Raw genomic sequence first — 20,934 nt, 5'->3', positions numbered from 1 at the left:
TCCCCAAATTCCAGCCAATTCTTAGTCAGCTTGCTTACGCAGGAACGCCGGGATATCCAGATAATCTGGCTCTTTTGCCGTTTGTGGAGTCGGGTCGTTCACCACTTTCGCAGCGGGTTTTTGCTCCTGAGTCAGAGGCGCCATACCGTGCTGCTGGTAACGATCCATAACCGGCTGCTGAGTCTGTTTGTTAGTCACCAGGGTGATCTCAGGACGCTTGTCCATACCGATACCGGTGGCCACAACGGTCACACGCAGTTCGTCGTTCATTTCCGGATCAAGGGAGGTACCGATAACGACGGTCGCGTTGTCAGAGGCGAATGCACGGATGGTGTTACCCACAGTTTCGAACTCATCCAGACGCAGGTCAAAGCCAGCGGTAATGTTGACCAGCACGCCGCGCGCGCCAGACAGATCGATATCTTCCAGCAGTGGAGAGGAGATCGCCATTTCAGCAGCTTCTTCCGCACGGTCTTCGCCGCTCGCCACGCCAGAGCCCATCATCGCGTAGCCCATCTCGGACATCACGGTACGAACGTCTGCAAAGTCGACGTTCATCAGGCCAGGACGGGTAATCAGTTCAGCAATACCCTGAACCGCGCCTTTCAGCACGTCGTTTGCCGCGCCAAAGGCGTCCAGCAGAGAGATACCGCGACCCAGCACTTTCAGCAGCTTGTCGTTCGGAATGGTAATCAGAGAGTCCACGTGCTTGGACAGCTCGGTGATACCCTGCTCCGCGAAAGCCATACGCTTCTTACCTTCAAAGTTGAAAGGCTTGGTCACGACAGCAACGGTCAGAATACCTAAATCTTTAGCGACTTCCGCCACAACGGGTGCTGCACCGGTACCTGTACCGCCGCCCATACCCGCTGCGATGAAGACCATGTCTGCACCGTCCAGTGCAGCGCGCAGCGCTTCACGATCTTCTTCAGCCGCGTTGCGGCCCACTTCCGGGTTAGCCCCTGCTCCCAGACCTTTGGTGATGCCACCACCGATCTGAATCGTCTGGCCAACAGCCGTTTTACGCAGCGCCTGCGCATCGGTGTTCACCGCGAAGAATTCAACACCTTCGATGCGCTCGCGCACCATGTGCTCTACGGCGTTACCGCCGCCGCCACCGACGCCGATGACTTTAATCACCGCGTCGTTGGTTAATTCCATAGGTTCAAACATAATCTCTCTCTCCGTTGTGCCTGTCGCCCGAGACCGCTAATTCTCTCCGGTCTCTTAAAAAAATTAAAATTCTTTTCGCAGCCAGGTGTTAAGTCGTTTGACCCACGACCCCACCGAGACGCGTTTTTCCACCTCTGCCTCACCACTTAAATGGGACTCTTTCCCGTAGTGCAGCAGGCCCACCGCCGTTGAATAGTACGGCTCCTGGGCATAATCCGTTAAACCGGTGATATTCAGCGGCGCACCAATACGCACCTGCGTATGGAACACGCGCTGAGCGCAGGCCGCAAGACCTTCAATTTGCGCTGCCCCGCCGGTTAATACAATCCCCGCCGCGAGATGATGTTTCACACCCTGCTGGCGAAGCTGTTCCTGTAACTGCAAAATCTCTTCGTTGACCAGGTTGAGCAGCTCGGTATAACGCGGCTCAATTACCTCTGCCAGCGTCTGGCGTTGCAGGCTGCGCGGCGGTCGACCGCCTACGCTCGGCACTTCAACGCTCTCGTCTTTGCCGACGATAGAGCCCAGCGCGCAACCATGGCGCACTTTAATCGCCTCTGCATCGCTCGGTGGCGTACCAAAGGCGTAAGCGATATCGCTGGTAACCACATTCCCGGCGTACGGGATCACTTTAGTGTGGCGTAACGCACCGCCGGTATAGACAGCCATGTCCATTGTACCACCACCAATATCGACCACACAGACGCCCAGTTCACGTTCGTCTTCGGTCAGCACGGAATAGCTCGCGGCAAGTCCGGCGAAAATGAGTTGGTCAACTTTCAGGCCACAACGTTCAACGGCTTTTACAATGTTCTTCGCCATATCGTTGTGACATGTGATCAGGTGCACTTTTGCCTGCATACGCACGCCCGACAGACCGACCGGATTCTTGATGCCTTCCTGGTAGTCGATCGCGTATTCCTGCGGGATCACATGCAGCACACGGTGCTCGTCGCGAACACGCACGGATTTCGCCGTGTGGACAACGTTCTCAACGTCTTCCTGCGTCACTTCTTCTTCGGAAATCGGCACCATACCGATTTCATTCTGGCAGCTGATATGCTTACCAGAAAGGGCCAGATAGACAGAGGAAATTTGGCAATCTGCCATCAATTCAGCCTGGTCGATGGCGCGCTGAACGCATTTCACCACCGACTCAAGGTCGTTTACCCCACCTTTATCCATACCACGGGAGGGGCAGCTGCCCACGCCAATGATATTGACCATACCGTCGGGCAGAACTTCCCCTACCAAAGCGGCAACCTTCGCGGTGCCAATCTCCAGTCCTACTACCAATTTTCTGTCCGTCGACTTGATCATTGTTGTTCTGCCTGTACCTGTGCCTGATTTTGTTGCTGATTAGGTTCCTCGACCGGAGCCGGCTCCCAACCGACTGCTGCGCCTGAGTCATAGCGCAAATCAACGTAGCTTATCCGTTTGCCATCCGTCTGCGCCTGCTGCTGTAAAACCGGGTAAAGTTCTACAAAACGCGCCAGACGTTTCATTGTATCGCCGCGGCCAAGGTTGAGCTTGATGCCATTCGTTAAGGTCAACTGCCAGGAACGGCGCGCCGTCATCGCAGCATCTTTTAACGTAAAGCGATCCTTAGCCAGCACCTGCCCCATCTCACGAAAACCCTGCAATACTTCGTTTTCGCTGCCTTCCGGCCCATACAACATCGGTAAATTCTGCTTGTTGACACGATCGCTCGGGACGCTGAACGAATTTCCGTCTACATCAACCATATGCTGATCATTCCAACGCGCAATCGGCACATATTCAACCAGATGAATCTTCAATTCATCAGGCCATTGCTTTCTGACACTTGCCTGTTTTATCCACGGCAGACGTTCAATCTGACTCTGAATAATGTTGACGTCCTGCGTCATAAAGGTGCCAGGCGACCCAAGCGCCAGAATCGACTGGCGAATATCATCGTTACGCGTGTAGTGTCGCTCCCCGGTCACCACCAGCTTTGAAAGCGGCAACCGCTGCGCATCTTCCATCCAGCCCAGCACCATCCAGCCGCTGATAAACACGGTGCACAGCACCCCGAGCAGGAAGATGATCCCTGCAAGACGCGTTCCATTACTCCGGCGCGAAGAGGAATATTCTTCTTCGTCATCGCGGTTGCGCGTGTTCAATGCAGCCTGAGACATATCAGCCCGCCTGGTCCAAAATACGTACAACTAATTGCGAGAAGCTCATTCCCGCCTGACGCGCCGCCATCGGCACAAGGCTATGGCTGGTCATACCCGGAGACGTGTTTGCTTCCAGCAGATAAAATTGCCCGTCACCGTCAAGCATTACGTCAATGCGTCCCCAGCCACGACATCCCAGAACATTCCACGCTTTAAGCACCAGAGACTGTAATTCGGCTTCACGCTCTGCTTCAAGACCCGCTGGGCAGAAATATTGCGTCTCATCAGAGAGATACTTCGCCTCATAATCATAGAAGACTCCGGCGGGTTGGATGCGAATTGACGGTAAAATTTCTTCGCCAAGCATCGCGACGGTAAATTCCGGCCCGCTAAGCCATTTTTCAATCAGAACTTCTTCATCATGTTGAAATGCCAGTGCTAAAGCGTCAGCCAAATCTACAGCTTTATCAACTTTGGACATTCCCACGCTCGACCCTTCACGGCTCGGCTTAACAATAACCGGTAAGCCCAGTGCCGCAATGCGTGTATTAACGCTGTCCGACAGACCCAATTCATATTCACGACGCGTCAGTGCAACCCATGGCGCAACGGGCAGGCCCGCGCCCTGCCACAGCAGTTTGCTGCGCAGTTTATCCATGGAGATGGCGGATGCCATCACGCCGCTGCCGGTGTACGGTATACCGATCAGCTCCAGCAGCCCCTGCAACGTGCCGTCTTCACCACCGCGGCCGTGCAACGCGATGAAGGCTTTATCGAAGCCCATCGCTTTCAGCTGCGTGACGTCCACCTCTTTCGGATCAACCGGATGCGCGTCCACGCCACCTTCACGCAGGCCCGCCAGCACGGCAGCGCCCGAATTCAGAGAAACCTCGCGTTCGGCGGAAGTGCCGCCAAACAGGACAGCAATCTTATCAGCCATGACGCTCGTCCTCCTGAGTTTGCGGCTTCAGTTTGATTTCAGCTAAGGTACGGGCGATTTTGCCGATATTTCCCGCGCCCTGAATCAGGATCAGATCGTTACCCGTCAGGACCGGGGCAAGCATTTCAGCCACCTGCGCCGGGTCGGGAACCAGAATAGGATCCACTTTACCGCGTCCACGGATGGTACGACATAAAGAACGACTGTCCGCACCCGGAATCGGCGTTTCACCCGCAGCATAAACATCCAGCATCAGCAGGGTATCAACCTGAGAAAGGACGTTGGCAAAATCGTCATACAGATCGCGGGTACGCGTGTAACGGTGCGGCTGGAAGATCATGACCAGATTCTTTTCCGGCCAACCCGCACGTGCCGCTTTGATGGTTGCGTCCACTTCCGTCGGATGGTGACCGTAGTCATCCACCAGCATCGCAGACCCTGGCTTACCGTTTACCGGCTCCAGTGGGAATTCACCGAGGAAGTCGAAACGACGGCCCGTCCCCTGGAAGCTCTCCAGTGCACGCAGGATCGCTTCATCGTCAATGCCTTCTTCTGTCGCAACAGCCACCGCCGCCGCCGCATTCAGGGCGTTGTGACGTCCCGGCGCGTTCAGGGTGACATGCAGCAGGTCTTTATCCTGACGCGCGAGGGTGAAATGCCCCTGCGCACCGATCTGCTTGTAATCTTCTACGCGTACATCCGCGTCTTCGCTGAAGCCGTAGGTCGTAATTTGACGCCCGACGCGCGGCAGCAGTTCGCGAATAACCGGATCGTCCACGCACATCACCGCACGGCCATAGAACGGCAGGTTGTGCAGGAAGTTAATAAAGGTCTGCTTTAAGTTCTCGAAGTCACCCTGGTAAGTGTCCATATGGTCAGCTTCGATGTTGGTGACGATCGCCACCATCGGCTGTAGATGCAGGAACGACGCGTCGCTCTCATCCGCTTCCGCAATCAGATAACGGCTATGGCCCAGACGCGCATGCACGCCAGCGGCTTTCACCAGACCACCGTTAACGAACGTCGGGTCGAGACCCGCTTCCGCATAAATGCTGGAGACCATCGCTGTTGTGGTGGTTTTACCGTGCGTGCCGGCCACCGCAATGCCGTGACGGAAACGCATCAGTTCCGCCAGCATTTCCGCGCGACGGATCACCGGAATGCGCGCCTCATGCGCCGCAACGATTTCCGGGTTATCCGCGGAGATAGCGCTGGACACCACAACCACGCTCGCATCGCTCACGTTTTCCGGGCGATGATTGAAATAGATAGTCGCCCCCAGCGACGCCAGCTGCTGCGTAACAGGGTTTGGCGCCAGGTCAGACCCGCTGATCTGATAGCCTTCGTTAGCTAACACTTCGGCAATACCGCCCATGCCAGCACCACCGATGCCGACAAAGTGAATGTGCCGGACGCGACGCATCTCGGGCACGATAGAACGCAGTTTTGCCAGTTGTTGTGTATTCATTCTCTAAACGCCATCGACTACTTCAAAAAAATCGTGCAGCGCAACACGCGCTGCGAGAATTATGCCTGGGCTGCCAGGCTCACTTCTTTTGCCACCCGTTCCGTTGCATCCGGGATAGCGGTCGCGCGTGCGCGTTGCGCCATCTCCAGTAATACATCCCGGTTCCAGCCCGCCAGGGTAGTGGCGACCGCATCAGCGGTAAATTGTGGCTGCTCAAAAATCTTCGCGGCACCCGCTTTTTCAAGCGGCAGTGCATTCCAGTACTGCTGTCGGTCTTTGTGCTGGAACGGCACAAACAGCGCCGGTAAACCGGCGGCGGCGATTTCGCTCACCGTCAGCGCGCCCGAGCGACAGACCACGACATCGGCCCATGCATAGGCTGCGGCCATATCATCAATAAATTCAGTTACTTTATGCTGCGGCTGACCTTCCTGCGCGTAGGCCTGCTCAACGGTCTGCTGAGCGCCCTTCCCGCTCTGGTGCCAGATGGTCACTGCATCACCCAGTTTTGCCGCAACCTGCGGCATCGTCTGGTTTAAAATACGCGCGCCCTGGGAACCGCCGACGACCAGCACCCGCACCGGCCCTTCACGACCCGCCAGACGCGTATCTGGCAGCGGCAGCGCCAGCACGTCCACACGTACCGGATTCCCTACGACATCCGCTTTCGGGAATGCCCCGGGGAAGGCCTGCATAACTTTGGTGGCGATTTTTGCCAGCCATTTGTTGGTCAAACCGGCAATACCGTTCTGCTCATGCAGAACAACGGGGATCCCTAATGACCACGCCGCCAGTCCGCCAGGGCCGGAAACGTAACCGCCCATGCCCAGAACGACGTCAGGCTTAAAGCGCTTCATGATGGCGCGCGCCTGACGCCAGGCATTGAAAATGCGCACCGGCGCCAGCAGCAGCGCCTTGATCCCTTTGCCACGAAGGCCGGAAATACGAATAAAGTCGATCTCGATACCGTGCTTAGGTACCAGGTCGGCTTCCATGCGGTCTGCGGTTCCCAGCCAGCGTACCTGCCAGCCCTGTTCCATTAAATGGTGCGCAACCGCCAGCCCCGGGAACACGTGTCCACCGGTACCGCCTGCCATCACCATTAACCGCTTCGGTTGATTCATCGTGAACCTCGTGTAAACGCCTGAGCTTTCTCCAGACGCGTTTCATAATCTATGCGTAACAAAAACATGATGGCCGTCGACATGATCAACAGACTCGAACCACCATAACTGATCAACGGTAACGTCAGACCTTTAGTCGGCAACATACCCGCTGCCGCCCCAACGTTTACCAGTGCCTGGAAGCTAAACCAGATACCAATAGAGCAGGCCAGGAAACCGGAGAAGCGGTGATCGATCTCCAGCGCTTTCCGGCCAATCGACATGGCGCGGAAAGCGACGAAGAATACCATTAATAGCGCCAATACCACACCGATATAACCCAGTTCTTCCCCAATAATGGAGAAGATGAAGTCGGTGTGCGCCTCCGGTAAATACTCCAGTTTTTGCACCGAGTTGCCCAGGCCTTGGCCCCAGACTTCGCCGCGGCCAAACGCCATCAGCGACTGCGTCAGCTGGTAACCGCTGCCGAACGGATCTTCCCATGGGTTCCAGAACGAGGTCACACGGCGGATACGGTAGGGTTCGGCGAGGATCAGCAGCACCACCGCCGAAATCCCCATCCCGATGATGGCAATGAACTGCCACAGTTTTGCGCCCGCCAGGAACAGCATCGCCAGCGTAGTGACAAACAGTACGACTACCGTACCGAGGTCGGGCTGCGCCAGCAGCAGGATCGCGAGGACCAGAATCACGCCCATCGGTTTTAAGAAGCCACGAAGGTTGTTACGAACTTCGTCAACTTTACGCACCAGGTAGTTAGCCAGGTAGCAGAACAACGACAGTTTGGTGAACTCCGCGGGCTGAATACGCAGTGGCCCAAAGGCAATCCAGCGTGATGCCCCGTTAACGGAGCTCCCGACAACCAGAACGATCAACAGCATGATGATTGAGGCGATGAGCATGGCCGTACTGTGCCGCTGCCAGAACGACATTGGCAGGCGTAAGGTGATCAGCGCCAGGCAGAACGCGAGAATGATGTAAAGCCCGTCACGCTTGGCAAACAGGAACGGGTCGTTTGCCAGACGCTGTCCGACAGGCATTGACGCCGAGGTGACCATAATAAAGCCGATCGCCGCCAGCCCCAGCGTGAGCCAGAACAGCGTGCGGTCGTACATGATCAGGCTGTCGGAATCTTTATCCCGTGAAGCCATCACCCAGCCTTTCAGCGCCGTAAACAGCCATACCAGGATACCAAATCCTGGCAGGCGCGGCATTTTCAGGCGAGGGAGAGATAAACGCATCAGCCTAACTCCTTCGCCAGGCGGGTAAAGACATCACCCCGCTGTTCGAAATTCTTGAATTGATCGAGGCTGGCACAGGCTGGTGAGAGCAGCACCATATCGCCGGGCTTCACGCGTGGGGCGATAAGACGCATCGCCTGCTCCATGGTCTCGGTTTGCTCGGCGACCTCAGGACGCAACGCCGCCAGCTCGCTACCATCGCGGCCAAAGCAATACAGGCGCACGTTATCACCGTTGAGGTACTGCTTCAGCGAGGAGAAGTCAGCCGATTTACCGTCGCCGCCCAGCAGCAGGTGCAGCGTGCCATCAACGTGCAGACCGTTCAGTGCCGCCTCGGTGCTACCCACGTTGGTCGCTTTGGAATCGTTAATCCAGCGTACGCCGTTGTGCTCCAGCGCAAGCTGGAACCGGTGCGCCAGGCCGGTAAAGGTGGTCAGCGCCTTCAGGCTTGAAGATCGCGGCAGGCCAACGGCATCCGCCAGCGCCAGCGCCGCCAGGGCATTGGTGTAGTTATGCTGGCCGGAGAGCATCATCTCTTTCACGTTCAGCACCTTCTCACCTTTCACCCGCAGCCAGGTTTCGCCCTGCTGACGGTTAAGGTGATAGTCACCCATATTAATACCAAAGCTAATGCAGCGATCGTCTGCGCCGCGCACCGGCATGGTGAGTGCATCATCGGCATTCACCACGCAAACTTTGGCATTTTCATAAACGCGCAGTTTGGCCGCACGGTATTGCTGCAAGCCGAACGGGTATCTGTCCATATGATCTTCGGTGACGTTTAAGATCGTCGCCGCCGCCGCATGCAGGCTTGAAGTGGTTTCCAGCTGGAAGCTGGAAAGCTCAAGGACGAACAGCTCGCACCCTTTATCAAGCAACATCAGAGCGGGCAGACCAATGTTACCGCCCACGCCGACATTTTTGCCCGCCGCCTTCGCCATTTCCCCCACCAGCGTGGTGACGGTGCTTTTACCGTTCGAACCGGTAATGGCGACGATCGGCGCCTGCGCCTCCCGGCAGAACAGTTCGATATCGCCGACAATCTCAACGCCTGCATCCGCGGCGGCGCTCAGGGAAGGATGCGCCAGCGCCATACCGGGGCTGGCAACAATCAGATCGGCGGCCAGCAGCCACTCATCATTCAGACCACCCAGGTGGCGTTCAACCTGCTCCGGCAGCTTGTCCAGACCCGGCGGAGAGACGCGCGTATCCATCACGCGCGGCGTCACGCCACGCGCAAGGAAAAAGTCCACGCAGGAGAGGCCGGTGAGGCCCAACCCGATGATAACGACTTTTTTGCCCTGGTAATCTGCCATGATTAACGTACCTTCAGCGTTGCCAGGCCAATCAGCACCAGCATCAGCGAAATAATCCAGAAGCGCACAATGACGCGCGGCTCCGGCCAGCCTTTCAGTTCATAGTGGTGGTGAATCGGTGCCATACGGAAGATGCGCTGACCGCGCAGCTTGAAGGAACCGACCTGCAAAATCACCGACAGCGTCTCAACCACAAACACACCGCCCATGATTACCAGCAGGAACTCCTGACGCAGCAGCACGGCGATAATACCCAGTGCGCCGCCCAGCGCCAGTGAACCGACGTCGCCCATAAAGACCTGCGCCGGATAGGTGTTGAACCACAGGAAGCCCAGCCCCGCCCCGACAATCGCCGTACAGACGATCACCAGTTCCCCCGCGTGTCGCAGGTACGGAATGTGCAGGTAATTTGCAAAGTTCATGTTACCGGTCGCCCAGGCTACCAGCGCAAAACCGCCCGCGACAAACACGGTTGGCATGATGGCCAGGCCATCCAGACCATCGGTCAGGTTGACGGCGTTGCCGGTACCGACGATCACAAAGTAAGCCAGCAAAATGTAGAACAGCCCCAGCTGCGGCATCACGTCTTTGAAGAACGGCACCACCAGCTCGGTAGCCGGGGTGTCTTTTCCTGCCAGGTAAAGGGCAAAGGCCACGCCCAGCGCAATCACCGACATCCAGAAATACTTCCAGCGGGCGATCAAACCTTTGGTGTCTTTGCGTACGACTTTGCGGTAGTCATCAACAAAACCGATGATCCCGTAGCCAACCAGAACGGTCAGCACGCACCAGACGTAGGGGTTAGACGGATACGCCCACAGCAGCACGGACACCACAATCGCGGTCAGGATCATGATCCCGCCCATGGTCGGCGTACCCCGCTTGCTGAAGTGCGATTCCGGACCGTCGTTGCGCACAACCTGGCCGAAAGAGAGTCTTTGCAGACGGGCAATCATGCGCGGGCCCATCCACAGCGAGATGAACAGCGCAGTCAGCAGGCTGACGATGGCACGAAACGTCAGATAGGAAAAGACGTTAAAGCCTGAGTAATATTTGACCAAATGTTCGGCCAGCCAAACTAACATGTCCCGTTCTCCTGTAATGCGTGCACAACCTCTTCCATGGCGGCACTACGTGAACCTTTAACTAAAACAGTCACAATCTGTTTTTCTGTAATCAATGCCTTCAGGCGTTCGATCAGTGCAGATTTATCGGCAAAATGTTCGCCAACTTCACTGGCATCGGAAATGGCCTTGCTCAGCGGGCCTGCGCTCAATACGCGGTCAAGCCCGGCGGCTTTCGCCGCTTCACCCACCTGAATATGGCAGGCTTCGCTTTCATCACCCAGCTCGGCCATATCGCCCACAACCATCACGCGATAGCCCGGCATTTCAGACAAGACCTGCACGGCCGCCGTCATTGAGCCAACGTTAGCGTTGTAGGAGTCATCCAGCAGGAGCTTGTTTTCAGCCAGCTGGATCGGGAACAGACGCCCCGGCACGGCTTTTAAATTTGCCAGACCTGCTTTAATCGCCGCGTGTGAGGCACCTACCGCCATTGAGAGCGCTGCCGCAGCAAGCGCATTGGCGATGTTATGACGACCCGGCAGGGGCAGCAGCACGTCGATGTCGCCCGTTGGGGTTGTGAGGGTGAACTCGGTACCGTGTGACGTCACATGAATGTTGGTCGCCGAAAAATCACTGTTTGCCGCATTCGGTGAGAAGCGCCAGGTTTTACGTGAACCAATGATGCTCTGCCAGTTCAGCCAGTCGTTGTTATCGGCATTCATAATGGCGATGCCGTCATCCGGCAGGCCGGTATAAATTTCACCTTTCGCTTTCGCCACACCGGCCAGAGAACCAAAACCTTCAAGATGTGCCGCCGCCAGGTTATTCACCAGCGCCGCTTCCGGACGGGTCAGGCTCACGGTCCAGGCGATTTCGCCCTGATGGTTAGCCCCTAACTCAATCACCGCATATTCATGCTCGTGGGTCAGGCGCAGCAGCGTCATCGGCACACCGATGTCATTATTAAGGTTGCCCGCCGTATAAAGCGTGTTACCGCACTGGCTAAGGATCGCCGCCGTCATCTCTTTAACGGAGGTTTTGCCCGACGAGCCCGTCAGTGCCACGACGCGTGTTGGCACCTGCTGGCGAACCCATGCCGCCAGCTCGCCAAACGCCAGGCGCGTATCTTTCACCACAATCTGCGGCAAATCGATATCGAGCTTACGACTGACCAGCAGCGCGCCCGCGCCGTTATCTTTAGCCTGTTGCGCAAAATCGTGGGCGTCAAAACGTTCACCCTTCAGCGCCACAAACAGGCAGCCCGCCGTCACCTTACGGGTGTCGGTGGTTACAGCCTCGATGGTCAGATCCTGACCATGCAGCATCCCCTGCAATACCGCAGCGGCCTGGCTTAACGTAATGCTAATCATGCCACCACTCCCAGCAGACGCGCTGCCGTCACGCGGTCGGAGTAATCCAGACGACGATTGCCGACAATCTGATAATCTTCATGACCTTTACCGGCCAGCAGAACCACATCGTTCTCCTGCGCCTGCATAATGGCGTTAGTCACGGCCTCCGCACGGCCTTCGACCACGCGCGCACGTCCCGCATCCAGCATGCCCGCCAGAATGTCGTTGATAATGGCCCGCGGCTCTTCGGTACGCGGGTTGTCATCGGTTACCACGGGAATATCCGCGAACTGCTCAGCGATGGCGCCCATCAGCGGACGTTTGCCCTTGTCGCGATCGCCACCGCAGCCAAACACGCACCAGAGCTTGCCAGCGCAGTGCAGACGCGCCGCTTCCAGCGCTTTTTCCAGCGCATCCGGCGTGTGGGCGTAATCCACAACCACCGTCGGCTTGCCCGGCGCGCTAAACACTTCCATGCGGCCACAGACCGGTTGCAAACGCTCAGCCGTTTTCAGCAGATCCGCCATCGGGTAACCCAGCGCCAGCAGCGTCGCCAGCGCCAGCAGCAGGTTACTGACGTTAAAGGCCCCCATCAGGCGGCTTTCAATTTCACCTTCGCCCCAGATGGAAGCGAAGCGGATCGTCGCCCCACTATCGTGGTAGTTCACCTCGACCGCCTTCAGCCAGCGGCCGCGGCAGTTCGGATTAATGCGATCTTCCATCGACACCGCCACCGCATCTGGCAGTTTTTCCAGCCAGCGGCGACCGACTTCGTCGTCGGCGTTAATGATCGCCTGCCCGTGGTGGTGAGTGGAATAAAGCAGCCATTTCGCCGCTTCGTAGTGCTCCATATCACCATGATAATCAAGGTGATCGCGGCTCAGGTTAGTAAAGACAGAGGCAGCAAATTTCAGGGCCGCCACGCGATGTTGTACCAGACCATGGGAAGAGACTTCCATCGCAGCGAAGGTCGCCCCCTGCTCAGCGAGGCCCGCCAGCACACGCTGCACGTCAACCGCCGAGCCTGTAGTGTTTTCCGTCGGGCTTACTTTGCCCAGAAGACCGTTCCCCACCGTGCCCATGACGGCACCGGTTTCGCCCAGCAGCTGCGCCCACTGCGCCATCAGCTGAGTGGTGGTGGTTTTTCCGTTGGTTCCTGTCACGCCAACCAGCTGTAACTGGTCGGAAGGTTCGTTGTAAAAACGTCCTGCCAGCGCGGAGAGACGCTCATTCAGCTGGCTGAGATAGATGACCGGCACGCCGTGCATTTCACGGATCTCACCGTCTGTTGCCTCATCTTTGGCCTCAGCAATAATGGCAGCAACACCTTGCGCAATCGCCTGCGGGATATAACGACGCCCGTCCGCCTGATGACCCACCACTGCCACAAAAAGATCGCCAGAAGCCGCTACGCGGCTGTCCAGTACCATCTCTCGCAGTGCTCGCGCAGGTAGCATAGGCACCCACGGAGCAAGAAGGTCGCGCAAATTACGATCTGCCACCTGTTCCCTCGCCTTGATTAATTACAAATTCACTTTTTTCGCCCGTCGCCAGCGCATCCGGTTCAATGTTCATGGTGCGCAACACGCCGCCCATAATAGCCCCGAACACAGGCGCGGAGACGGCGCCGCCGTAGTATTTACCCGCCTGCGGATCGTTGATGACGACCACCAGTGCAAAACGCGGATTGCTTGCAGGCGCTACGCCTGCGGTATAGGCAATGTATTTGTTGATATAGCGGCCGTCCGGCCCCACTTTTTTCGCTGTACCGGTTTTAATGGCGATACGATAGCCCTTAATTGCGGCCTTCACGCCGCCACCGCCAGGTAACGCGACGCTTTCCATCATATGCACGACGGTACGAACGATAGATTCCGGGAAAACACGTTCCCCCGGAACCGGTGGATCAACTTTGGTGATCGACAGCGGACGATAAATGCCATAGCTGCCAATCGTTGCGTAGACTCGCGCTAACTGTAAGGGAGTTACCATTAGCCCGTAGCCGAAAGAGAAGGTGGCCCTCTCTATGTCAGACCACCGTTGTTTTTGAGGATATAAGCCACTGCGTTCTCCGACCAACCCCAAATTGGTCGCCTTTCCCAGCCCAAAACGTGAGTAAGTATCTACTAACGCTGAGGACGGCATCGCTAACGCCAGTTTTGACACACCGACGTTACTCGACTTCTGTAAGACCCCGGTCAGGGTCAGTTCGCTGTAACGTGCCACGTCTTTGATTTCGTGACCGTTAATTCGATAAGGGATCGTATTCAGAACGGTATTTTCGTTGACGATGCCTCGCTGTAGAGCCGTCATCACCACCATGGGTTTTACGGTCGAACCGGGTTCAAACACATCGGTGATGGAGCGGTTACGCATTGCATCTTTTGCTGTACCGGCAAAATTATTCGGGTTGTATGAGGGGCTACTGGCCATCGCCAGCACTTCACCTGTCGCCACATCCACCAGCACGGCGCTGCCCGATTCCGCCTTGTTAAACGCGACGGCGTTGTTCAGCTCACGATAGACCAGCGCCTGCAAGCGTTCATCAATACTCAGGGCCAGGTTGTGCGCGGCCTGGCTGTCTGTCGAGGAAATGTCTTCAATGACGCGACCATAGCGGTCTTTACGCACGATTCGCTCGCCAGGCTGGCCGGTAAGCCACTTGTCGAAGCTTTTTTCAACGCCCTCAATCCCCTGGCTATCCACGTTGGTAAAGCCAATCAGGTGCGCGGTGACTTCGCCGGAAGGATAGTAACGGCGGGATTCTTCCCGCAGATGAATGCCCGGCAGCTTCAGTTTCTTAATGTAGTCAGCCATGTCAGGGTTCACCTGACGAGCAAGATAGATGAAGCGCCCTTTCGGGTTGGCGTTAACGCGTGACGCCAGCTGATCCAGCGGCATTTTCAACGCGTCTGAGAGCGCCTTCCAGCGGTTATCAAGGGTGATCCCGCCTGCGTCGTGCAGCTCTTTCGGATCGGCCCAGATCGCCTTCACCGGCACGCTCACCGCCAGCGGGCGGCCGGAGCGGTCGGTGATCATCCCACGAGAGGTAGAAACTTCCTGCACGCGCAGAGAACGCATATCACCCTGGCGCACCAGCATGTCAGGCGCGATGATTTGTAGCCACGCCACGCGTCCCAGCAGGAAACCCAGCGCCAGTAAAATGCAGCCGCAAAGCAACGCAAAACGCCAACTGACAAAGTTGGCCTGTTCTTCCTGGCGTTTTGGTTTTAGCGTTTTTGCCGCTGCTTTCATGCGTCGCGTTTTCCCTTATTTTTGTACTACGATATTTTCCTGCGAAGGATCAACATGCTGTAATTGCAGTTTTTCCGTTGCGATCCGTTCAACCCGGCTGTGATCGCCGAGCGCGTTTTCTTCAAGGATCAGATTTCGCCATTCAATATCCAGCGCATCGCGTTCCAGTACCATCTGTTCGCGCTGCGCAGTTAATAAACGGGTATGGTGAGCGGTGGTGACCACCATGACTGCCGTCACAATGATGCAAATGAACAAGCAGAGTGGCAGCTTCCCAAACCGCAAAAGATCGTCGCCGATCACGCCAGGCAAGGCATGGCGCTCGTTGCTTCCTAACGATCCCTTAACTTTGCTTAGGGTCTCTGTCACTCTGCTGATCATGCGTTCGTCCTCTCTGCAATACGCAGCACTGAACTACGGGCACGTGGATTCTCTGCCACCTCTTCTTCGCCCGGCATCAACTTGCCTAATGCTCGCAACTGACGGCCGCCCAGCTTTCTGAGTTGTTCTTCCGTCATCGGCAGCCCCGCCGGAACCTGAGGACCGCGGCTCTGTTCACGCATGAAGCGTTTTACGATGCGATCTTCCAGCGAATGGAAACTGATGATGGATAACCGCCCACCCGGGGCCAGCACGTCGAGCGAGCTTTTTAGCGCCAGCTCTATTTCCTCCAGTTCACTGTTTACCCAGATACGAACCGCCTGGAAGGTACGGGTCGCAGGATGTTTGTGCTTGTCCTTCACCGGCGTTGCCGCCGCGATGACTTCTGCCAGTTCTTTGGTACGGGTCATTGGCTCAACGCGGTTGCGCTCCACGATGGCGCGGGCAATACGTTTGCCAAAGCGTTCTTCGCCGAAGGTTTTGATTACCCAGGCAATATCCGCTTCGTCAGCAGTTTGTAACCATTCAGCGGCAGATTGGCCGCGAGTAGGGTCCATACGCATATCCAGCGGTCCATCACGCATAAAGGAAAAACCGCGTTCTGCATCATCAAGCTGTGGTGAAGAGACGCCAAGATCGAGGAGAATCCCGTCGATCTTGCCGGTCAGGCCGCGCTCAGCGACATAATCCGCAAGCGCAGAGAAAGGTCCATGCACGATGGAAAAGCGAGGATCATCGATGGTTTGCGCAACGGCAATCGCCTGCGGATCGCGGTCAATTGCCAGCAGGCGTCCTTCCGCTCCAAGCTGAGAGAGGATCAAACGCGAGTGACCACCGCGACCAAAAGTGCCATCAATATAGATGCCGTCTGGACGAATATTCAGGCCGTTAACGGCCTCATCCAGCAGCACCGTTGTATGTTTATAATTTTCCATCATATTTATAGAGACAAGTCCCGCAGCCGTTCCGATAATGTTTCGGAATCAGACTGCTCAGCGTCGATATCTTCCTTGACCTGTTGATACCAGGTCGTTTCGTCCCACAGTTCAAACTTGTTGAACTGTCCGACCAGCATCACTTCTTTAGTCAGACCGGCATGTTGCCGCAACACAGGCGCAATCAATAATCGCCCGGCGCTATCCATCTGACATTCACTGGCATGTCCCAATAACAGCCGCTGTACGCGGCGTTCCTGCGGGTTCATGCTCGACAGTCGCGACAGCTTTTGCTCAATGATTTCCCATTCAGGCAAAGGGTAAAGCAGCAGGCATGGGGAGTTGATGTCAATGGTGCAAACCAGTTGACCCGAAGCGTTCTCAATCAGCTGGTCGCGGTATCGGGTTGGTACCGATAAACGCCCTTTGCTGTCGAGATTGACTAACGTTGCTCCACGGAACATGCCAGTCTCACCCCTCCTCACCACTTTAACCCACAAATTCCCACCTGAAGGAGTTTACGGAGCGAGGGAAAAGCTTGTCAAGCCAGGACTCTCTCTATACCGGCGCGAAAGCACCGTATTTACAGAGCAAGCGTGACCTGGCTAATTACTACACAACTGGCGAGGCAAAATTAACGTTATGAATATTTGTAAGAAAAAAACAGAATATGCACACGAGCGTTAAGACTCACTCAATATCATCGCAGGGAAATATAAAGTGTCAGTTTGCGACGCGGGCAGCATTTTAAGGCATATCGCCGGGGGATAACAGCGCCAGATTAACCTCAAAGCCAGATGGATTCGTTCGTGTGCGTTGAGGTCTGAAGGGGGGAGTAAAAAATGGCTGAATATTCATCGGCTGGCACCTGTTTGTAACAAAACAATACAAAGAAATGCCCGTTAGAAATTATAATTGCACTTTTTAACGTCAAAATGGATTCAGAATAATAGCAGGCTATGAATCTTAGAGATAAATCCTAATTTTTATCCGGGAATTATTTCCCGCAATAAATGCGCTTCAAAAGGGGCAGTTTTACCGCCCCTGTGGAAATATTAATGGCGGCTCAAAATTCCGCGCCGATAGAGATTACGTTTGATACGCGTAAGCCCGGGTTTCGGTTTGCGGGGTTCATCCAGGCTTGCCAGAACAATCTCAAGCACGCGCTCGGCGACGTCGCGGTGACGCTGGGCCACGGCCAGCACCGGACATTGCAGGAAGTCGAGCAGTTCGTTATCGCCGAAGGTCGCAATCGCCAGATCGGATGGCAGTTTGCCATCGCGACGTAACGTCACATCCATCACCCCCTGCAACAGGGCAAACGAGGTGGTAAACAACGCCTGCGGCATCGGGTGCGTTTCCAGCCATTTCTCGAACAGCTGGGCAGCCGCTTCACGCTCATAGCTGTTGGCATACAGATAATGAACGTCACGCGGATCGTCTTTCCATGCCGTACGGAACCCTTGTTCACGCAGGAAGCTTACGGAAAGTTCAGGCAAAGCGCCAAGATACAGCACCGTTTCAGCCGGGAAGGTACGCAGCTCGGCAGCCAGCATTTCTGCATCGTCCTGATCGGCACCTACGACACTGGTGAAATGTTCACGATCCAGCGCACGATCCAGCGCCACAATCGGGAACGGATCGTTTGCCCAGCGCTGATAGAAAGGATGCTCTGGTGGTAAAGAGGTCGACACGATGATGGCGTCAACCTGACGTTGCAGCAGATGCTCAATGCAGCGCATCTCGTTGTCAGGCTGATCCTCGGAGCAGGCAATCAACAGCTGATAGCCCCGCTGACGAGCCTGACGTTCCAGATAGTTGGCGATGCGGGTATAGCTGGTATTTTCCAGGTCCGGGATCACCAGGCCAATCGAGCGGGTGCGCCCGGCACGTAAACCTGCGGCGACAGCATTCGGATGGTAATTATGCTCACGAACGACTGCCATCACTTTCTCAACGGTCTTATCGCTGACACGATACTGCTTTGCTTTACCGTTAATCACATAGCTGGCCGTGGTTCTCGACACGCCGGCGAGCCGGGCGATTTCATCCAGTTTCACAATTGCCCCTCAAAAAAAGAAAAAAGTCCATGGCCCTGTCAAGGTTATGGTTAAATATTTTAACATCTAAACGCAGAATAGCTTTCACGGCAACCGCTTTTGTCCGCGTTGTCGGTGGATTACGCAAAAAAAAGCCCGGCTTTGGCTACCGGGCTGAAAGAGGCGAACCTTTTGCGCAACTAACGCATGATTTTATCGCCGCGCGAGAGGCCAACAACGCCAGAGCGCGCAACTTCAACAATTTTTGCTACATCCCTGACGGAGGCCAGGAACGCATCCAGCTTATCGCTCGTTCCGGCAAGCTGCACAGTATATATAGAAGGCGTGACGTCGATGATCTGCCCACGGAAGATATCCGTGTTGCGCTTGACCTCTTCACGACCGTAACCGCTGGCCTGAATTTTCACCAGCATCACTTCACGTTCGACGTAAGCCCCCTGCCCCAGCTCGCTGACGCGCAGTACGTCCACCAGTTTGTGCAACTGTTTTTCGATCTGCTCAAGCACTTTCGCATCGCCGACAGTCTGGATCGTCATGCGGGAGAGCGTCGGGTCATCGGTCGGCGCAACGGTCAGGCTTTCAATGTTATAGCCGCGCTGCGCAAAAAGCCCAATGACGCGTGACAGTGCACCCGACTCATTTTCCAGTAATACAGATAATATCCGGCGCATATCAGGTTCTCTCCGTTTTGCTTAACCACATTTCATCCATACCGCCGCCACGGATATGCATCGGATAAACGTGCTCTGTGCCGTCGACGATGACGTCCATGAAGACGAGGCGATTGTTTTTAACGTGCTCAAGCGCTTCGCCGAGCTTCGCTTCCAGCTCTGACGGATCGGTTACCCGCATGCCAATATGACCATAGGCTTCAGCCAGGCGGACAAAGTCCGGAAGTGACTTCATATAAGACTGAGAGTGACGGCCAGAATAAATCATATCCTGCCACTGCTTTACCATACCGAGGTAACCGTTATTCAGGTTCAGCACCAGCACTGGCAACTCATATTGCAGCGCAGTAGAAAGCTCCTGAATATTCATCTGTATGCTGCCATCACCCGTCACGCAGATCACCGTTTCGTTTGGCAACGCCAGCTTCACCCCCAGCGCGGCGGGCAGACCAAAGCCCATCGTGCCGAGCCCGCCAGAGTTGATCCAGCGACGCGGTTTATCAAACGGGTAATACAGCGCAGCGAACATCTGATGTTGGCCCACGTCAGAAGTGACATACGCATCGCCATTGGTCAGACGCCAGATCGTCTCGATCACCGCCTGCGGCTTGATGTTCTCACTCTGTGTGTCGTACTTAAGGCACTGACGGCCACGCCACTGTTCGATTTGCTGCCACCAGTCGCGGATCTCGTCCAGCGGTTGAGACGCGGTCTCCTGCGCCAGCAGATCCAACATTTGATCCAGCACCTGTCGTGCGTCCCCCACGATCGGCACATCCGCCGGCACCGTTTTAGAGATTGAAGTCGGATCGATATCAATGTGCAGCACCGTCGCATGCGGACAGTATTTCGCCAGATTATTGGTGGTGCGATCGTCAAAACGCACGCCGACGGCAAAAATCACATCAGAATGGTGCATCGTCATATTGGCTTCATAGGTGCCGTGCATACCCAGCATGCCCAGCGCCTGACGGTGGGTAGCCGGGAATGCCCCCAGCCCCATCAGCGATGACGCGACAGGAAGATTCAGCTTCTCAATCAGTTCGCGTAGTTGCGTTTCACAGGCTGCATTGACGGCGCCGCCCCCCACATAGACTACGGGCTTTTTCGCAGCCAGCAGCGTTTGCAGCGCACGCTTAATCTGGCCTTTGTGCCCCTGCGTCGTCGGATTATATGAACGCATGCTCACCGACTCAGGCCACAGGTAAGGCAGTTTATTCGCGGGATTGAGAATATCTTTTGGCAGATCGACAACCACTGGCCCAGGACGACCGCTGGCGGCCAGCCAGAAGGCTTTTTTCAGTACGCCCGGGATGTCTTCCGTTTGTTTAACCAGAAAGCTGTGCTTCACCACGGGGCGTGAGATCCCCACCATGTCGCATTCCTGAAACGCATCATAGCCAATCAGTGACGTCGCCACCTGTCCGGAGAGAATGACCAGGGGAATGGAGTCCATATACGCAGTCGCAATGCCGGTAATGGCATTGGTCGCCCCCGGTCCGGAAGTGACGAGCACAACACCCACCTCGCCCGTGGCGCGGGCCAGGCCGTCTGCCATATGCACAGCAGCCTGTTCATGACGAACCAGAACATGATCAATACCGCCTACCGTGTGCAGCGCGTCATAAATATCAAGAACCGCGCCTCCGGGATAGCCGAACACTTGCTTCACGCCCTGATCGATAAGTGATCGGACGACCATTTCCGCGCCAGACAACATCTCCATGCTTTGCCTCCAGGCTTTTGTTATAGACGGTCAACAGAATTCATTTCCGCGCCGTCTTCTGACAGGGTAAACCCATCTTATAAA

General features: G+C 55.9%; 18 protein-coding genes. All 18 read right to left on the bottom strand.

The window, feature by feature from the left end; all coding sequences use genetic code 11:
* Positions 1-21: 21 nt before the first annotated feature.
* Positions 22-1,173 carry a cell division protein FtsZ gene (gene ftsZ / locus ACOTX4_RS14715; protein WP_003856338.1) on the bottom strand — a complete coding sequence of 384 codons (1,152 nt, stop codon included), beginning with the start codon at positions 1,171-1,173 and terminating at the stop codon, positions 22-24.
* 63 nt (positions 1,174-1,236) lie between these two features.
* Positions 1,237-2,493 (bottom strand): cell division protein FtsA, encoded by a 1,257-nt coding sequence (gene ftsA / locus ACOTX4_RS14710; protein WP_003856340.1) that lies wholly within the window; start codon positions 2,491-2,493, stop codon positions 1,237-1,239.
* Positions 2,490-3,332, bottom strand: coding sequence for a cell division protein FtsQ (ftsQ, locus tag ACOTX4_RS14705; RefSeq protein ID WP_003856342.1), 843 nt, complete (start codon positions 3,330-3,332; stop codon positions 2,490-2,492). Before ftsQ ends, ftsA begins: the two co-directional genes overlap by 4 nt.
* 1 nt (position 3,333) lies before the next feature.
* Positions 3,334-4,254 carry a D-alanine--D-alanine ligase gene (locus ACOTX4_RS14700; RefSeq protein WP_003856344.1) on the bottom strand — a complete coding sequence of 307 codons (921 nt, stop codon included), beginning with the start codon at positions 4,252-4,254 and terminating at the stop codon, positions 3,334-3,336.
* Positions 4,247-5,722 carry a UDP-N-acetylmuramate--L-alanine ligase gene (murC, locus tag ACOTX4_RS14695; RefSeq protein ID WP_003856345.1) on the bottom strand — a complete coding sequence of 492 codons (1,476 nt, stop codon included), beginning with the start codon at positions 5,720-5,722 and terminating at the stop codon, positions 4,247-4,249. Before murC ends, ACOTX4_RS14700 begins: the two co-directional genes overlap by 8 nt.
* A gap of 59 nt (positions 5,723-5,781) precedes the next feature.
* Entirely contained in the window at positions 5,782-6,846 is a 1,065-nt protein-coding gene (gene murG, locus ACOTX4_RS14690) for an undecaprenyldiphospho-muramoylpentapeptide beta-N-acetylglucosaminyltransferase (RefSeq protein WP_022650395.1), read from the bottom strand.
* The gene (gene ftsW / locus ACOTX4_RS14685) at positions 6,843-8,087 is read right to left on the bottom strand and encodes a cell division protein FtsW (protein ID WP_003856348.1); all 1,245 of its coding nucleotides are present in this window, start codon (positions 8,085-8,087) and stop codon (positions 6,843-6,845) included. The genes murG and ftsW overlap by 4 nt, the downstream gene beginning before the upstream one ends.
* Positions 8,087-9,403: a UDP-N-acetylmuramoyl-L-alanine--D-glutamate ligase gene (gene murD / locus ACOTX4_RS14680; protein ID WP_023315390.1), complete on the bottom strand. Its 1,317-nt coding sequence runs from the start codon at positions 9,401-9,403 to the stop codon at positions 8,087-8,089. Before murD ends, ftsW begins: the two co-directional genes overlap by 1 nt.
* A gap of 2 nt (positions 9,404-9,405) precedes the next feature.
* Positions 9,406-10,488 carry a phospho-N-acetylmuramoyl-pentapeptide-transferase gene (mraY, locus tag ACOTX4_RS14675; protein WP_045330952.1) on the bottom strand — a complete coding sequence of 361 codons (1,083 nt, stop codon included), beginning with the start codon at positions 10,486-10,488 and terminating at the stop codon, positions 9,406-9,408.
* Positions 10,482-11,840, bottom strand: coding sequence for a UDP-N-acetylmuramoyl-tripeptide--D-alanyl-D-alanine ligase (gene murF, locus ACOTX4_RS14670; RefSeq protein WP_045330949.1), 1,359 nt, complete (start codon positions 11,838-11,840; stop codon positions 10,482-10,484). Before murF ends, mraY begins: the two co-directional genes overlap by 7 nt.
* Positions 11,837-13,324: a UDP-N-acetylmuramoyl-L-alanyl-D-glutamate--2,6-diaminopimelate ligase gene (murE, locus tag ACOTX4_RS14665; protein WP_003856358.1), complete on the bottom strand. Its 1,488-nt coding sequence runs from the start codon at positions 13,322-13,324 to the stop codon at positions 11,837-11,839. The genes murF and murE overlap by 4 nt, the downstream gene beginning before the upstream one ends.
* On the bottom strand, positions 13,311-15,077 hold the full coding sequence (gene ftsI, locus ACOTX4_RS14660; protein ID WP_003856361.1) for a peptidoglycan glycosyltransferase FtsI: 1,767 nt from the start codon (positions 15,075-15,077) through the stop codon (positions 13,311-13,313). The genes murE and ftsI overlap by 14 nt, the downstream gene beginning before the upstream one ends.
* A gap of 15 nt (positions 15,078-15,092) precedes the next feature.
* A complete protein-coding gene (ftsL, locus tag ACOTX4_RS14655) occupies positions 15,093-15,458 on the bottom strand; it encodes a cell division protein FtsL (protein WP_003856363.1) in 366 nt (121 codons plus the stop codon).
* Complete coding sequence (gene rsmH, locus ACOTX4_RS14650) at positions 15,455-16,396, bottom strand: 16S rRNA (cytosine(1402)-N(4))-methyltransferase RsmH (RefSeq protein ID WP_003856366.1); 942 nt, start codon at positions 16,394-16,396, stop codon at positions 15,455-15,457. The genes ftsL and rsmH overlap by 4 nt, the downstream gene beginning before the upstream one ends.
* Before the next feature lie 2 nt (positions 16,397-16,398).
* Complete coding sequence (gene mraZ, locus ACOTX4_RS14645) at positions 16,399-16,857, bottom strand: division/cell wall cluster transcriptional repressor MraZ (RefSeq protein WP_003856368.1); 459 nt, start codon at positions 16,855-16,857, stop codon at positions 16,399-16,401.
* Between the two features lie 591 nt (positions 16,858-17,448).
* Entirely contained in the window at positions 17,449-18,453 is a 1,005-nt protein-coding gene (cra, locus tag ACOTX4_RS14640; RefSeq protein ID WP_003856369.1) for a catabolite repressor/activator, read from the bottom strand.
* 179 nt (positions 18,454-18,632) lie between these two features.
* On the bottom strand, positions 18,633-19,124 hold the full coding sequence (ilvN, locus tag ACOTX4_RS14635; RefSeq protein ID WP_003856371.1) for an acetolactate synthase small subunit: 492 nt from the start codon (positions 19,122-19,124) through the stop codon (positions 18,633-18,635).
* Between the two features lies 1 nt (position 19,125).
* Positions 19,126-20,850, bottom strand: coding sequence for an acetolactate synthase 3 large subunit (ilvI, locus tag ACOTX4_RS14630; protein WP_003856373.1), 1,725 nt, complete (start codon positions 20,848-20,850; stop codon positions 19,126-19,128).
* Between the last annotated feature and the right edge of the window lie 84 nt (positions 20,851-20,934).

The sequence above is a fragment of the Enterobacter cloacae complex sp. IR5459 genome (assembly GCF_049238005.1).
GTDB classification, from domain to species: Bacteria; Pseudomonadota; Gammaproteobacteria; order Enterobacterales; family Enterobacteriaceae; genus Enterobacter; species Enterobacter hormaechei_C.
This window is presented reverse-complemented; position numbering and strand designations above follow the sequence as displayed.

Excerpts from the sequence above, each read along its gene's own strand:
- ftsZ (WP_003856338.1), bottom strand. The coding sequence starts at position 1,173 with ATGTTTGAACCTATGGAATTAACCAACGACGCGGTGATTAAAGTCATC.
- ftsA (WP_003856340.1), bottom strand. The coding sequence starts at position 2,493 with ATGATCAAGTCGACGGACAGAAAATTGGTAGTAGGACTGGAGATTGGC.
- ftsQ (WP_003856342.1), bottom strand. The coding sequence starts at position 3,332 with ATGTCTCAGGCTGCATTGAACACGCGCAACCGCGATGACGAAGAAGAA.
- ACOTX4_RS14700 (WP_003856344.1), bottom strand. The coding sequence starts at position 4,254 with ATGGCTGATAAGATTGCTGTCCTGTTTGGCGGCACTTCCGCCGAACGC.
- murC (WP_003856345.1), bottom strand. The coding sequence starts at position 5,722 with ATGAATACACAACAACTGGCAAAACTGCGTTCTATCGTGCCCGAGATG.
- murG (WP_022650395.1), bottom strand. The coding sequence starts at position 6,846 with ATGAATCAACCGAAGCGGTTAATGGTGATGGCAGGCGGTACCGGTGGA.
- ftsW (WP_003856348.1), bottom strand. The coding sequence starts at position 8,087 with ATGCGTTTATCTCTCCCTCGCCTGAAAATGCCGCGCCTGCCAGGATTT.
- murD (WP_023315390.1), bottom strand. The coding sequence starts at position 9,403 with ATGGCAGATTACCAGGGCAAAAAAGTCGTTATCATCGGGTTGGGCCTC.
- mraY (WP_045330952.1), bottom strand. The coding sequence starts at position 10,488 with ATGTTAGTTTGGCTGGCCGAACATTTGGTCAAATATTACTCAGGCTTT.
- murF (WP_045330949.1), bottom strand. The coding sequence starts at position 11,840 with ATGATTAGCATTACGTTAAGCCAGGCCGCTGCGGTATTGCAGGGGATG.
- ftsI (WP_003856361.1), bottom strand. The coding sequence starts at position 15,077 with ATGAAAGCAGCGGCAAAAACGCTAAAACCAAAACGCCAGGAAGAACAG.
- ftsL (WP_003856363.1), bottom strand. The coding sequence starts at position 15,458 with ATGATCAGCAGAGTGACAGAGACCCTAAGCAAAGTTAAGGGATCGTTA.
- rsmH (WP_003856366.1), bottom strand. The coding sequence starts at position 16,396 with ATGATGGAAAATTATAAACATACAACGGTGCTGCTGGATGAGGCCGTT.
- mraZ (WP_003856368.1), bottom strand. The coding sequence starts at position 16,857 with ATGTTCCGTGGAGCAACGTTAGTCAATCTCGACAGCAAAGGGCGTTTA.
- ilvN (WP_003856371.1), bottom strand. The coding sequence starts at position 19,124 with ATGCGCCGGATATTATCTGTATTACTGGAAAATGAGTCGGGTGCACTG.
- ilvI (WP_003856373.1), bottom strand. The coding sequence starts at position 20,850 with ATGGAGATGTTGTCTGGCGCGGAAATGGTCGTCCGATCACTTATCGAT.